The organism is Priestia sp. YIM B13489, assembly GCF_042787645.1.
GTDB classification, from domain to species: domain Bacteria; phylum Bacillota; class Bacilli; order Bacillales; family Bacillaceae_H; genus Priestia; species Priestia megaterium.
Genome location: NZ_JBHZOQ010000053.1, coordinates 3,175,391 through 3,188,580, shown reverse-complemented (window position 1 = coordinate 3,188,580; position 13,190 = coordinate 3,175,391). Strand labels below are relative to the sequence as shown.

At 37.9% G+C, this 13,190-nt stretch carries 14 protein-coding genes; 8 read left to right on the top strand and 6 right to left on the bottom strand.

What is annotated here, in order from left to right; all coding sequences use genetic code 11:
* Positions 1 to 457 precede the first annotated feature (457 nt).
* Positions 458 to 1,846 (bottom strand): DUF2254 domain-containing protein, encoded by a 1,389-nt coding sequence (locus ACFX4W_RS22220; RefSeq protein ID WP_280559850.1) that lies wholly within the window; start codon positions 1,844 to 1,846, stop codon positions 458 to 460.
* 104 nt (positions 1,847 to 1,950) lie between these two features.
* On the opposite strand from ACFX4W_RS22220, the gene ACFX4W_RS22215 reads away from it, so the two are divergent.
* Positions 1,951 to 2,397 carry a DUF4385 domain-containing protein gene (locus tag ACFX4W_RS22215; RefSeq protein ID WP_013083648.1) on the top strand — a complete coding sequence of 149 codons (447 nt, stop codon included), beginning with the start codon at positions 1,951 to 1,953 and terminating at the stop codon, positions 2,395 to 2,397.
* Here ACFX4W_RS22215 and ACFX4W_RS22210 read toward each other — a convergent pair whose 3' ends face one another.
* The gene (locus ACFX4W_RS22210; protein WP_043981596.1) at positions 2,398 to 3,711 is read right to left on the bottom strand and encodes a hemolysin family protein; all 1,314 of its coding nucleotides are present in this window, start codon (positions 3,709 to 3,711) and stop codon (positions 2,398 to 2,400) included. It lies immediately after the preceding gene.
* 269 nt (positions 3,712 to 3,980) lie between these two features.
* Here ACFX4W_RS22210 and ACFX4W_RS22205 point away from each other — a divergent pair, with 269 nt between their 5' ends.
* The gene (locus ACFX4W_RS22205; protein WP_043981597.1) at positions 3,981 to 6,014 is read left to right on the top strand and encodes a Na+/H+ antiporter; all 2,034 of its coding nucleotides are present in this window, start codon (positions 3,981 to 3,983) and stop codon (positions 6,012 to 6,014) included.
* Between the two features lie 47 nt (positions 6,015 to 6,061).
* Here the strand turns inward: ACFX4W_RS22205 and ACFX4W_RS22200 are convergent, their stop codons facing one another.
* Positions 6,062 to 6,598 (bottom strand): histidine phosphatase family protein, encoded by a 537-nt coding sequence (locus ACFX4W_RS22200; protein ID WP_013083645.1) that lies wholly within the window; start codon positions 6,596 to 6,598, stop codon positions 6,062 to 6,064.
* Between the two features lie 263 nt (positions 6,599 to 6,861).
* Between ACFX4W_RS22200 and ACFX4W_RS22195 the strand changes: the two genes are divergently transcribed.
* Positions 6,862 to 7,743, top strand: a complete 882-nt coding sequence (locus tag ACFX4W_RS22195; RefSeq protein WP_162214457.1) for a M23 family metallopeptidase — start codon at positions 6,862 to 6,864, stop codon at positions 7,741 to 7,743.
* A gap of 30 nt (positions 7,744 to 7,773) precedes the next feature.
* Here ACFX4W_RS22195 and ACFX4W_RS22190 read toward each other — a convergent pair whose 3' ends face one another.
* The gene (locus ACFX4W_RS22190) at positions 7,774 to 8,232 is read right to left on the bottom strand and encodes a hypothetical protein (protein WP_013057518.1); all 459 of its coding nucleotides are present in this window, start codon (positions 8,230 to 8,232) and stop codon (positions 7,774 to 7,776) included.
* 199 nt (positions 8,233 to 8,431) lie between these two features.
* Here ACFX4W_RS22190 and ACFX4W_RS22185 point away from each other — a divergent pair, with 199 nt between their 5' ends.
* From ACFX4W_RS22185 to ACFX4W_RS22170, 4 genes are all read left to right on the top strand, one after another.
* Positions 8,432 to 9,076, top strand: a complete 645-nt coding sequence (locus ACFX4W_RS22185; RefSeq protein ID WP_277813732.1) for a GntR family transcriptional regulator — start codon at positions 8,432 to 8,434, stop codon at positions 9,074 to 9,076.
* A gap of 78 nt (positions 9,077 to 9,154) precedes the next feature.
* Complete coding sequence (locus tag ACFX4W_RS22180) at positions 9,155 to 10,186, top strand: zinc-dependent alcohol dehydrogenase (RefSeq protein ID WP_043981600.1); 1,032 nt, start codon at positions 9,155 to 9,157, stop codon at positions 10,184 to 10,186.
* Positions 10,183 to 10,944 (top strand): glucose 1-dehydrogenase, encoded by a 762-nt coding sequence (locus ACFX4W_RS22175; protein ID WP_043981601.1) that lies wholly within the window; start codon positions 10,183 to 10,185, stop codon positions 10,942 to 10,944. The genes ACFX4W_RS22180 and ACFX4W_RS22175 overlap by 4 nt, the downstream gene beginning before the upstream one ends.
* A gap of 62 nt (positions 10,945 to 11,006) precedes the next feature.
* On the top strand, positions 11,007 to 11,366 hold the full coding sequence (locus tag ACFX4W_RS22170; RefSeq protein WP_043981602.1) for a hypothetical protein: 360 nt from the start codon (positions 11,007 to 11,009) through the stop codon (positions 11,364 to 11,366).
* A gap of 44 nt (positions 11,367 to 11,410) precedes the next feature.
* On the opposite strand, the gene ACFX4W_RS22165 is transcribed toward ACFX4W_RS22170, so the two are convergent.
* The gene (locus ACFX4W_RS22165) at positions 11,411 to 11,641 is read right to left on the bottom strand and encodes a hypothetical protein (RefSeq protein WP_043981603.1); all 231 of its coding nucleotides are present in this window, start codon (positions 11,639 to 11,641) and stop codon (positions 11,411 to 11,413) included.
* A 263-nt stretch (positions 11,642 to 11,904) separates the two neighbouring features.
* Between ACFX4W_RS22165 and ACFX4W_RS22160 the strand changes: the two genes are divergently transcribed.
* Entirely contained in the window at positions 11,905 to 12,417 is a 513-nt protein-coding gene (locus tag ACFX4W_RS22160; RefSeq protein ID WP_280559848.1) for a P-loop NTPase family protein, read from the top strand.
* Positions 12,418 to 12,494: 77 nt separating this feature from the next.
* On the opposite strand, the gene ACFX4W_RS22155 is transcribed toward ACFX4W_RS22160, so the two are convergent.
* Entirely contained in the window at positions 12,495 to 13,166 is a 672-nt protein-coding gene (locus tag ACFX4W_RS22155; RefSeq protein WP_280559847.1) for a glyoxalase, read from the bottom strand.
* Between the last annotated feature and the right edge of the window lie 24 nt (positions 13,167 to 13,190).

Below are 13,190 nucleotides of genomic sequence, written 5' to 3'. Positions count from 1 at the left end.
CTCACTACGAACTTGATAATATTATGTGGGAACGAACATATGAAGGAGATAAAAGAAGAAGTGAAGCGGATAGAAAAAAGTGTTTACATCATATTTCAGCTTCAAAAGAATGGATTATAGAAGGCGTACACTATACGTGGGTGAATGAAAGTCTTAATAGAGCTGACCTTATTATTTTTCTCGACACCCATTATCTAAAAAGAATATGGTTTATTATAAAAAGGTATGTTCTGCAAAAAGCTAAAATAGAAAAAGCAAATTATGCATCGACGCTTTCTATTTTCATTAAAATGTTTCAGTGGAATGCGTATTTCGAAAAGCACAGTAAACCTGAAATTTTGCATATCCTTCGTACGTCATATAACGATAAACTTATAATAGTGAAAAAGAGAGAAGAGATAGAGCACTTTATATCGTAAGAAAATGCCGCTCAGTTGATGAGCGGCGTTTTTGGCTTTTATTCTATCAACATAGAAGCGCCTTTTTTTTCACAAGCTTTTGCAAGGTTTTTGAGCAGCTGATTAAGAAACTCTTTGTCCATTTTAAGCCACTCTTCTTTTTGCAGCCCTTCTACGATATAGGAAGAGAAAACCCACGCGTCGTTTTTGATGGCAGAGTGATTTGTTTCAGCGATTACGGTTAATGCCTTGATGACAGCAGACATCACGGAAACATCTTCTTTCCCATAATGACGAATTTGATAGAACGCTTTGTACAAATAATCCATAAAAGAAGGTTTTTCTAGCATGACGCGAATGCATCCTTTTTCATCGTAATAATAAGGAGAAGAAGAATAGCTTTTTCCAAGTTTGATAAACACTTGCGTGAGCTGTTCAATGCAGTTAATGGCTGTTTCAGGATCATTAATAGCGGGTGAAATAGCTCTTAATGCAATTTCACTCAGCTTTTGAATCCCTAACTTCACATCTTGAATCGATTCTTGATCATTTGTAATAAACAAACAATGAAGAAATTTTTCGTGTTCTAATGATTGATCGTGATGGATCACCCTTAGCAGAGGTGTGTCTTCTTCGACATACTCACCGGGTGCTTTTTCAAGTTTCACAATAACATTATATTTAGATGCTAGTGTAGTTAAATGCTTGAGTTCAATATAGTGAATATATCCTTGTTTGTTACTTTTAATTTGCAGCGTATTTTCACTATCAAAATTAAGCTGTTCTTCATTTTTTGATTGAGGTGATTTTTGCTGTTCTAGCTGCCGTTCTTCAATGGTTAGCATTGTTTTTTTGGCAATGTTTGAAATTAAGTTGCCGACTTTAATCCAGTTAATAACATGATGAATTAAAAATACAAACATACCTAGACAAATGAAAGCTACCAAAATGGCTAGTGAAGGAACAATAAAAGTGTTGCTGACTTGATTGCTTCGAACTTGAATAAGCAGTACAAGCACGTACACATACCCACCGATAAAAGTGCCAAGCACGCGCTGAGTTTTGGCATCTGTATTAAAATTTTGAATCGTTCTAGGAGAAAACTGGCCTACAAACGTAGTCAGTACCACTAAAACAGAAGAAAACGTAATCGTCGTCATCGTTAATAAGGAATTTGATACTGAACTCAAAATAGTATGAGCAAGCTCTTTATCCGTTAGAAATACAGAAGGAACTAATTTTAACCATTGTTTATGAGCTGTTAAATATCGATCTAAAAATGTACTAATAGTGGCTAAAACAAAAGCAACAATTCCATATAAAGAAGGAGTAATCCAAAAATTAGCTTTGATTCGGTTTTGCTGTAGCTTTATTGACATAACGAAATCTCCCGTATCATGATTTAATAAGTTCGGCCTTCTTTTAGCATGGAGAAAAAAGTTAGTCATACTTATCCACCTATTATTACCCGCATCTGCATGTGAAAAACTTCTTTAAGAAAAGTTTTATCATTCATTTGTAAGGGGTAGAGATCAAAAAGGAGGGGAGAGCCGTGGCATTTGATTATTCACTTGACTTTGAGCATATCGATTTTAGAAAACATCCTGAAAAGTATAGAGTAGGAAAAGGAGAACAAGGAGTTCTCCTTGTGGAGCCGTATAAAAGTGAAATTCTTCCTCATTGGCGTTTTCGAACACCTGAAATTGCTGAGGAATCGGCGGACGCCATTTATCAGCTTTTTTTAACCTACAAAGAAAAAAGCGATTTTGTTGGAATGGACATGGCCCGGAAATTTCTCCAAATGGGATATACGCGATCCAGGCGCTACGCGAACTACAAAGGCGGAAAGAAATACAGCAAAGACGGAGAGCGTAACGAACGGCAAATTGATGAACAAAAAGCAAAATCGGCGGCTATTTTTATGAAAAAATGGAAGGAGGTACGAGAGAATAAAGAGTACTTGACATTTAAAAAAGAGCATCAAAAAAAGTACGGATAATCAGCTGTTATCCGTACTTTTTTCCTTTGTTATTTCGATTCGTTTAATATGGTGATGTTCAATATCAATGACTTTAAATGAAAAACTTTCGTTTGTGATGCTGTCACCTTTAGCAAGATCAAACTTTTCGGTCAGCATCCAGCCGCCAATGGTATCAACGTCTTCTTGCTCAATATTTGTTCCGAGTAAGTCATTTACTTCTTCAATCAACACCTTCGCATCGAGTACATAGTGATTTTCATTAATTTTGTGTACGTCCGGTATTTCATCATCATCAAATTCATCACGAATTTCACCAACAATTTCTTCTAAAATGTCTTCTACCGTTACAAGCCCTGTTGTTCCTCCGTACTCGTCTATTAAGATGGCCATGTGAATTCTGTCTTTTTGAATTTTAAGCAATAAGTCGTAAATAGCGATGGAATCAATGACTTGAATGATGGGTTTCATATACGTTTGCACGGTACGTGGTTTAATATCATCTTCTTTTATGTAATCCGCTAATATTTCTTTAATATTAACTAATCCCACCACTTGATCTTTGTTTCCATCTACAACTACTGGATAGCGAGTATATTGCTCTACTCTAGCCATTTTTAAGAATTCTTCTATCGTTTCATCTGCTGATACGCTAACAATTTCTGTACGAGGCACCATGATTTCTTTAGCCGTACGATTATCAAATTCAAAAATATTATTCATGAACTTAAATTCCGATTGATTAATTTCACCGCTCTCATAGCTTTCAGATAAAATAATTCTAAGTTCTTCTTCACTATGAGCTACTTCATTTTCAGAAGCTGGCTTCAGGCCGAATAATCCGACAACGCCTCTTGCTGAGTGGTTTAAAAGCCAAATAAACGGATAAAGTAACTTAGAAAAAAGAATAAGAGGACGGGAAAATAACAGCGTCACTTGTTCGGCTTTTTGAATCGCCACTGTTTTGGGCGCAAGTTCCCCAGCTACCACATTTAAAAATGTGACAACCGAAAAAGCAAGAACAAAAGATATGACATGCGAAAGTGATGCAGCAAAAGGAAGCATGTCAATAAGCGGCTCTAATAAATGACCTACCGTAGGTTCACCTATCCAGCCTAGACCCAGTGCGGTAACCGTAATGCCTAGCTGTGTGGCTGAAAGATAACCATCTAAATTTGATACTACTTTTTTTGCTGCTAAAGCGTTCCGGTTTCCTTCTTCAATTAACTGGTCGATTCTAGTCGACCGTACCCTAATGACGGCAAATTCCGTTGCAACAAAAAAGGCTGTTAATATGATTAATACGATGAATAAAATGACATTTACTGTTTCCAAATTTATCTCCTTACCCCGTTGAAACGGATAAGGGAACACCTCCCTTATAAAAGTTTGATGAGCTGATTTATATGGTAAATAAAGAATATCATGTATACTGTTCCCTTAATGTCCGCAGAAATAAACTTACCGAAAAGAAAGAGCACTTTTTAATAACCCACAACATTTTTTGGCACAAAAAGCGTAAACTAAACACTATAAAATGAATGAAAAGAGATAACGTGATACCTTTAAAAGGATGTAAATAGAAGTAGGAGTCGATTGTTTTTATGGAATTTTTTCTGACGATATTAGTCTTATTGGCTTTGATTGGTCTATCTAATATCATTAATCATTTTGTACCATTTATTCCTGTTCCATTAGTTCAAATAGCTTTGGGAGCAGGGCTTGCTATCTTGCCATTTGGCGGAGATGTACATTTAGAGCCTGAGTTATTTTTTATTTTATTTATTGCCCCGCTATTATTTAATGATGGAAAAAACGTGTCAAGAGCTGCTCTTTGGAAGCTTCGTACACCTATTTTATTACTAGCGCTGGGACTGGTTTTTGTAACGGTGGCAGTAGGGGGATATCTAATCAATTGGCTCATTCCTTCCATTCCGTTACCGGCGGCATTTGCACTAGCTGCTATTTTGTCCCCGACAGATGTAGTGGCTGTTGGAGCTATGGCGAGCCGAGTAAAGCTCCCTAAGCGAATTATGCATTTGCTGGAAGGCGAAGGGCTGATGAATGATGCCTCTGGTCTGGTAGCGTTTCAAGTAGCAGTAGCTGCTACCGTAACGGGCGTCTTTTCGATAGTAGATGCTACATTTCAGTTCCTTTGGGTAGCGCTGGGCGGTTTGTTTGTAGGAGCATTTATCGCTTTTTTGATTATCAGATTGCGTGTACTTGTTCGACGTTTAGGAATGGAAGATATTACGATTCATATGTTAATACAAATTCTAACTCCATTTGTTGTCTTCTACATTGCTGAACATTTTCATTTATCAGGAATCTTGGCAGTTGTAGCAGGCGGCATTGTACATGCGATTGAGCGTGACCGAGAGGAATCACCTAATCAGCAGCTTAAAGTAGTATCAAAAAGTACTTGGACGGTTATTTTATATTTGTTAAATGGCTTGGTGTTTGTACTGCTTGGTCTGCAAATACCTAAAGTGGCGAAAGCAATTATTCAAGATCCAAACTTTAATAATGGACAAGTGCTTCTTTATATTTTGATTATTACTGTCTTTTTGCTTGTACTACGATTTATTTGGGTGATGGTGTCATGGTCAGTAGGCTGGTATTACAAAAATAACAAGCATCTAAAACCTGAGCCTCGGTCTATTGGCATTATCACGGTTTCAGGTGTACGAGGAGCGGTTACGTTAGCCGGAGCGTTTTCGATCCCATATACGCTTGATAACGGCAGTGATTTTCCGGAACGCTCTCTGATTATTTTTCTAGCAGCAGGCGTTATATTGTTAACCTTAGTTACGGCAAGTATTCTTTTACCTCTCATTGCGAAAACAGAAAAGGCGCCGAAGAAGCCTGAGCGCAATACAAAAGAGGTTAAAGCACGCATTAAAGTGCACAAAGCTGCTATTCAGCGGTTAAAAAGAGAAATGACCGAGGAAAATCGTGGAGCAGCCCTTTCGTTAATTTCAACGTATAATACAACGATTAATAACATCATCGTTAAAACTCATCCTTTAGAAGCCTCTGAAAACAAACAGTACGAGGAAAAAATTCGATTGCTGGCTCTTCAGGCCAAGGGGAAATTGGTGGAAAAGCTATTAAAAGAGGAAAAAATAGACCGTGAGACAGCGTATATTTGTTTGGAACATACGCACAAGCTTGAAATGGCTGTAACCAATCGTGTAAGGTACAAATTATTGGTGAGCTGGATGAGGTTTAAAAAAGTTTTATTATTACTAGTCCGAATTTTTTCACCTAATAAGCAGGCGTTAAGAAAACAAAGCTTGCGAAGAAGAAGCAAAGTGAATAAAGTACGTATTCAAATGATTGAAGAAGCGATAAAGGTCATTAAAGAAAATATGAACGAAGAAAATCGAATGATTTCACTTGCTATTATTAGCGAATACCATAGATCCATGGCAAGACTTAGAAAAGAGAGTACGGAGTATAATTCACGCAAACGTAAAAAAGCAACGAGAGATTTATGTTATAAAGCGTTTCATACCGAGCGGGAAACGGTGCAAGAACTTTATGAAAAAGGAGAAATCACGCGTGAAATCGCTCATAATATCCGAAAAGATATCGCTTTGCGTGAAGCATTAACAATTGAAGAAAATGGTTATTAAAAAGTCGCAGAGAGTAGTCTCTGCGACTTTTTCTAGTAAGTTTCATTCTATTGCTTTTCAAAAAGATAAAGCTTTCCGTTAACAGCAATATCAAACCGAGGCCCTTTAAAGCCGCGTTTTATAAGTTCTTTACGCATAAACTTCATAATGCCTCCGTGGCTGACAATCAGCAAATCGTCTTCTGACTCGGAAATGGCGCGATCTAGCACTGCTGCTACTTTTCTCTTAGTCTCAGCCATATCTTTACGAGCTTGTTTGTTGATGAGTCCGGACATGCGAAACAGTAATACCCAGAGGATAAAAGGAAGTTTAAATTTTACTGGAATAATAGGCATAGGTATTTCTCTAAGTTCCGGAAGAAGCGTGATCTCTTGTTTATAAATATGCTTTGCCGTTTTGTGTGCTCGCGGCATATCGCTTGAAAAACAGCGTTTCCATTGGATATTATTCAAATCAGTCTCTCCATACGTAATATCTGATTCATCATATTCCTGAAACCAAGCCACTAGTTCGTCAGTGGATAAGCGGTGGTTTTCTGGAAGACCTTTGTTTACTTTGTAATGACGTACTAATGCTACTTTCATTGTGAAATCTCCTTAAAATCTAAGCGCCAAAAACACTTATTCGGCGCAGCTTGATTTTCTTATTTAACGTTATTTTCATCATGCTGCACCTCCTTTCAAATATTTGTAAAATAAGTATAAAATGGATTAAGAAAATTGTAAATACGGAATAAAAGAAGATTTTGAGATAGAATAACTGGAAAATGAAACCTTTTTATAACATAAAACGTATTACTTATAGATAATTCAAACAAATTGAAATACATATAAAAGGGTGGATTACAATGATGGATACAGAGAGAAAAGTGAACATCAGAGAAGAGTTTGGAATTTTATTTGCACAAGGGGATTTTAAGAAACTTTATGATTGTGTAAGCGAAGAATTTAAACGTCAAGTTTCGCTTCAGCAATTTTTGGAGCAGAGCAAATTGTTTAATCAAGGAGAACAGTTCTACAGACTAGAAACAAATCTCTATTTAACTCCTCAAATTGAGCAGTTTATTTGGTTAAATTCTACACAGACGAAATTCATCAGCGTTATGTTTGATGAACATAACATTATACAAGCACTTGTGATTGCTCCTATAGAATCATTTTCAGAGAGAGATCGATGGAGTACAAACAAATATACGATGCCGATTCAAAGTGAATGGTTTGTCTATTGGGGAGGAAAGCATGAGGTGTTGAACTATCACCATCCAGTCGAAAAACAAAGGTATGCGTATGATTTAGTCGTGCGAAAAGGAAAGCAAAGCTATAAAAATGATGGAATGAAAAACGAAGATTACTATGCCTATGGAAAAAAAGTTGTAGCGCCGCTTGAAGGAGTCGTTATCACAGCAGTTGATGGTCAAGAAGATAATGAAATTGGACATACGAATAAAAAAAATCCTTTAGGAAATTACGTCATCATTGAGCATGAAGGAAAAGAATACAGTGTGCTTGCGCATTTGAAGAAAGGATCGGTTTCTGTGAAAAAAGGAGACGTGGTTCGTAAAGGAACGCTGCTCGGAAGGTGTGGAAATTCCGGGAATTCATCCGAACCCCACATTCATTTTCACGTCATGGATGCCTCTGACATCGAAACGTCAAAAAGTTTGCGAATTCGGTTTCATGCGGCCATTGAACCGATTCGCGGAGATACGGTTATTCCATTTTTTTACTGATTAAAAAGCCATAGCGTTTGCTGTGGCTTTTTATGCAGGGCTTTCCTCAAATATAAAGTCAAGCAGCCGTTGAAACAAGTAAAGGATAATAGCTACGGTAGTCATGACAAGGAAAAGCCCAAAATGACTGATATCATACAGATTATAAAGCCCGATTTTAGCAAGAAAAGGAACAATAACATAACCATGAATCAAATCCAAAATAATGTTAACAATTATGTACAAGATAAACCCCGGATACGTCAGGTAAAAGACAAAGATCGTAATCACAATATGAAGGCAATAAATCGTTGCTCCCATGCTAGTAAGAAAAAATACGTTTTCTTGAACCGTCCACCAGTGCATTTTTTCCGCTACTTGATAGGCGATTGTCATCATTAATGCAGCAAATAACCCTACAGTAAAAAATCGTTTAACACGCTGTTTATCAAGCAGCAGCAGTAAAAACCATGGAATAACAAGAATCCCCCATAATATAATTTGATTCATTCATCTTCCCACCTTTTATTTATCAGTAGTTCTTAGTGTAAGAAAGAGTTGTAAAAATATACATTCTATAAAGAAAACGTTTACAATCAGATTACTTCTCTATATACTAAATCTTGAATACTTGTATACAAGTTGGCTAAGGAAGTGATGACACATTAAAAAGGTAACCTACCCGGAAAAATGGCTTCGCGGAGCCTCGCTGGGAGAGCAAGTTGTAAGCAAATTAAGAATTCAAATTATGAGCGGCGAGCTGAAGAAAGGAACCATACTATCGGAAAATCAGCTCTCGGCAGAGTTTGGAACGAGTCGATCTCCTATAAGAGAAGCGCTGCGGACCCTTTCAAACGAAGGACTCATTGATTTACAGCGAATGGGAGCAGTTGTTATTGGTTTAACAGCTAGGGATTTAAACGAGCTGTACGATGTTCGTCTGCTTTTAGAACATTTTGTCTTAGAACGTCTATCTGAAGTCAACCATGATTCGCTTATTAAAAAGCTTGAGCAAAGTATTGATCAAATGAACATGGCAGCTAAATACGATGACTATGTAGAGTTTGCTTATCAAGATTTGCGGTTTCATGAGCTCGTGATTATCGAAGCAGGCCACAAACGGATATTAAAATTGTGGGAAAGCATCCGTGAAATTATTTTAGCTGCTCTTTTAATTACCACTGAAAAAAGATTTCGAGATGATAAAGCAGCTGTGTTCCCACTGATAAAGCAGCATCATGAAATGATTAAAGCATTAAAGTCTCAAAATACAGAACGTATTCAAGATGAAGTGAAGCGTCACTTTGAAGACACGCGAAATACGATAACAGCTTCACTTTTGAATGAAGCATAAAAAAGGATAAAAGATTCAAAATGTTTTTGGACCTTTTTATCTTTAACTTGTCGACAAGTATACAAAGGGGATGGGAAAATGAAAGCAGGTGTCTACGTTTCAGAAACAAAAGCCGTTATGCAGCAAAAAGCGAAACCGGTTATAAAAGAAGGAGAAGCGCTTGTAAAGGTATCTCATGCTGGAATTTGCGGAACGGATATGATGATTTATTTTGGAAAACATCCTAGATCACAAGCGCCACTTATTATGGGGCATGAATTCAGCGGAGTTATAGAAGAGATCCGAGGGGAAACGAAATTTTCTTTAGGTGACCGCATAGCAGTTGAACCTACGATTAGCTGCAGAACGTGTGAAGCCTGTGTAAGAGGACAGTTTCACGTTTGTAAGAAGTTAAAACTAATCGGCATTGATCAAGATGGAGGGTTCGCGCAGTACGTGGCTGTTCCAGTGAACCGCCTTCACCTCTTACCAGAGAAACTGTCTAGCGCGCATGCAGCTCTTGCAGAACCTGTAGCGGTTGCCGTACATACAGTACGACGCTCGCGGTTGAAAGTAGGAGACCAAGCTGTCATTTTAGGGGCAGGACCTATTGGACTGCTGATCGGGATGATTGCGAGACGAGCAGGAGCAAAAAAAGTAATGATCTCAGATATTAGTTCTTATCGCTTAACTAAAGCGAAAGAACTTGGCTTTATACCAATTGATGCAACGAAAAAAGACGTCGTAAAAGAAGTGCGCTTGCTTACGAATGACGTCGGTGCAGACGTTGTATTTGAAGTAGCTGGAAATCAAATGACAGCAAAACAAATGGTTGAAACAAGCCGTATTCAAGGAGAGATTGTGGTGGTGAGCGTATACAAAAACGCTCCAGAAGTAGATTTAGCAGCAATGCACTTTAAAGAAATTTCATTAACTACAACGAGATGTTATACAAGGGAAGATTTTCAGACGGCTATTGATTTACTGACAAACGGTGAAATAGCAGCAGATTCTTTAATTTCTCATAAACTGCCGCTTGAAGATCTTCAAGCGGGGTTTGAGTTTATGCAGCGGCCTGATGAATCACTTAAGGTTTTATTTGCACCAAACGGAGAGGAGAATGAACAATGACAGTAGATTTATTTTCTTTAGATGGTAAAGTAGCAGCGATTACGGGAGCAACGAGAGGAATTGGAAGAGCAATGGCGATTGCTTTGGCAGAAGCAGGTTCGGATATCGCTCTTCTGCAGCGATCAAAGGAATTTCTTGGAGTAAAAGAAGAAATTGAACGTCTCGGAAGAAAATGCTTTATTGTTAATTGTGATCTAGAAAATGCTTCTGAAGTAAGCGAAGCGATCTCATCGGTTGTTGCTTATTTTGGCAATCTCGATATTTTAGTGAACAACGCTGGCATTCAAAGACGTTCACCCGCTGTAGACTTTGCAGAAGAAGATTGGGATGCTGTTATGAATGTTAATTTAAAAACCGTATGGTTGTTATGTCAGCAGGCGGGCCGCCAAATGCTTAAACAAGGAAGCGGAAAAATTATTAATATGGCATCTTTGCTTTCTTACCAAGGAGGTATTACCGTTCCGGCTTATGCTGCAGCAAAAGGCGGAGTTGCTCAACTTACAAAGGCTTTATCTAATGAATGGGCAGCAAAAGGCGTAAATGTTAATGGAATTGTACCAGGGTATATTGCTACTGATATGAATGAAGCACTTATTAACGATGAAACGCGCAGCAGACAAATCATTGAACGTATTCCCGCAGGCAGATGGGGGGAAGCAGATGATTTTAAAGGAGCGGTTGTCTTTTTAGCATCTGATGCATCTGCCTATATTCATGGGCACTTACTTGCTGTAGACGGAGGCTGGCTAGGAAGATAACGCATGAATGAACGAATTTTTTCATATCATGAACAAACTTAATTAAAAGGAGCGTTCGTGGTATGAAAAGGTGGATGTTAAATATGGGTATTTCTGTCACAGTGCTCATAACTGCTTGGGCGGTGTATACAAAGCCTGAAGAGAAAGAGGTTTCGCTATTTTCTTACGATCAGCCTTCTATAGTTGTTCAAAAAGAAAGCACAGACTTTGAAAAAGCGTTAAAAGCTTTTTTGACGCAGCATGGCTTTCAAGAAGTTAGGGTGCTGAATAACTATGCGGAAGCTCAAATTCTAGTTCTTCTGCCTCGCGAACACCTTTCTTCTCATAAGAAAAGGGAAATTCAGCAAATGGTAAATCAAGTTGCCAAACAGTATCACGTTCATCCTGATGTAGTTAATGTTCAGCTATATGAAAAAAAGTAAAAAGCCTTTTAGAAAGGGGAATCCCCCTCGATAAAAGGCTTTTTTTACTCTTTCTTCTTCTCTTGTTCAGCGAGTTCTTCTTGTCTTTTAAAATGTGATTTTCCTAACGCATACACAAAACTAAAAAACAAAGGAAGTAAAATAGTCAGCAGCACAAGGCGGGTAAGCATATCGCCCAAATCATTTCTTGTTAAGTAAATATTAATAGCTGCAATGACAATATAAACAAAAATACCGAGGTTTCGTAAAAATCTCTTTAGCATAGATGCATTCATTTTTTTCACCTTACTTTTATATACTCACATTTAAGGTAAAGGAAACGATTCATAAAAGCAACCTATTTACTACAAAGCAAGAAGGAATATAGGGATTTATAATGAATATTTATAGGTTGCCTGAAAATCATGGAAATAAAAATCCTAACATGAAGTCGTTTTATAAAGAAGCTCGCTCCGAGTACACTGAATGCGCCGAGTCAGCTATAAACAGCTGCCTTCTCTTCAATCAGCTTTATTTCTTAAAAAGGTAAGGTGATAAGATGAAAAGAGTACTGGTAATGGGCGTTTCTCCAGGAGTAGGAAAGTCTACATTTGCCAAGAAATTAGGGGAAAAGCTTGATCTAGAAGTATATCATTTAGACAGCCTGTATTGGCAGCCTGGCTGGACGGAAAGAGACACTGATAGCTTTAGAGAATTGCAGGAGCACATTGTAAAAAAAGACAGCTGGATTATCGACGGGAACTACAGCAATTCGTATGACCTGCGAGTGAAGCGTGCAGATACCGTTATTTATTTAGAGCTGCCGCTAATCCTTTGTGTGTACCGAGTAATAAAGCGGAGAATCGTATATGCAAGAAAAACGCGTGAAGATATGGCAAAAGGATGCCCTGAAAAAGTAGATTGGTCATTTTTTACGTTTATTCTTACTACGTATCGAGAACGGCAAAAAAAGATGAGAAACCGGTTTGAAAAGCTTAAAAATGATGAGGATTGCAAGGTGTTTATACTGATGAACAGAAAGGACATCGAGAACTATATACAAAACCTATAGGGGGGTACGAGCTGAATTTTGAACAAAAATAGCCACGTAACAAGTTCGCTTGTTAAGTGGCTTTATTAAAAAAACAATCATTCTCGCGTAATCTTCAACATCCCTTTTTCGTCGAGCGCAACTGTTAGAGAATGATTGACCTTTGCCATTAACGGATGAATTTCAGAGTCTCGGTTCGAAAAAAACCACCGTCTTTTAGGCGTCCCTACAAGAAAAAACGCACTGCCACTTCCTAAAAAATTAAAGGTCTCGTTTAATAGCCTGTTGTTACGTACGGTGATACCGGAGTTAATAAGCTGTGTCCCTACAGAGTGGACATAAGGAGTTGTCAAGTTGATTTCTCCTATGCTTAAAAGCGACTTAGAAGAAAAGGGGTCCTTGGATGGTGGGCAGTCCGAATGTCTTGAAATGTATTCAACAATATTACGAGCAGGGTCTTCAAAATAAAACGAATGAGCATCAAATGCTTCAAAATAAATCTCATCTTCCTTCTCTTCTGTATTGAGGAAGACCCTCTGAGTAGCCCATTGCTTTGCTTCCATAAACCGGTTTGCTGGAACATTAAAAGCAAAATGGTAAAAGGGCTTTGTATGTAGAGAACTTTCTTTAAAGGTTAGCTCACTTTCACCAACCTTGATGGAAAAAGAACGCGGTGAAGCGGCGGTTAATGGAAAATCGAGAGAATTTACATAAAAATCCTTCATTGTGTCCAATAAGTGGGTGTACAGGACAGCTTGATTAATGATCATAAACCATTCCTCCTCGTTTAAGCG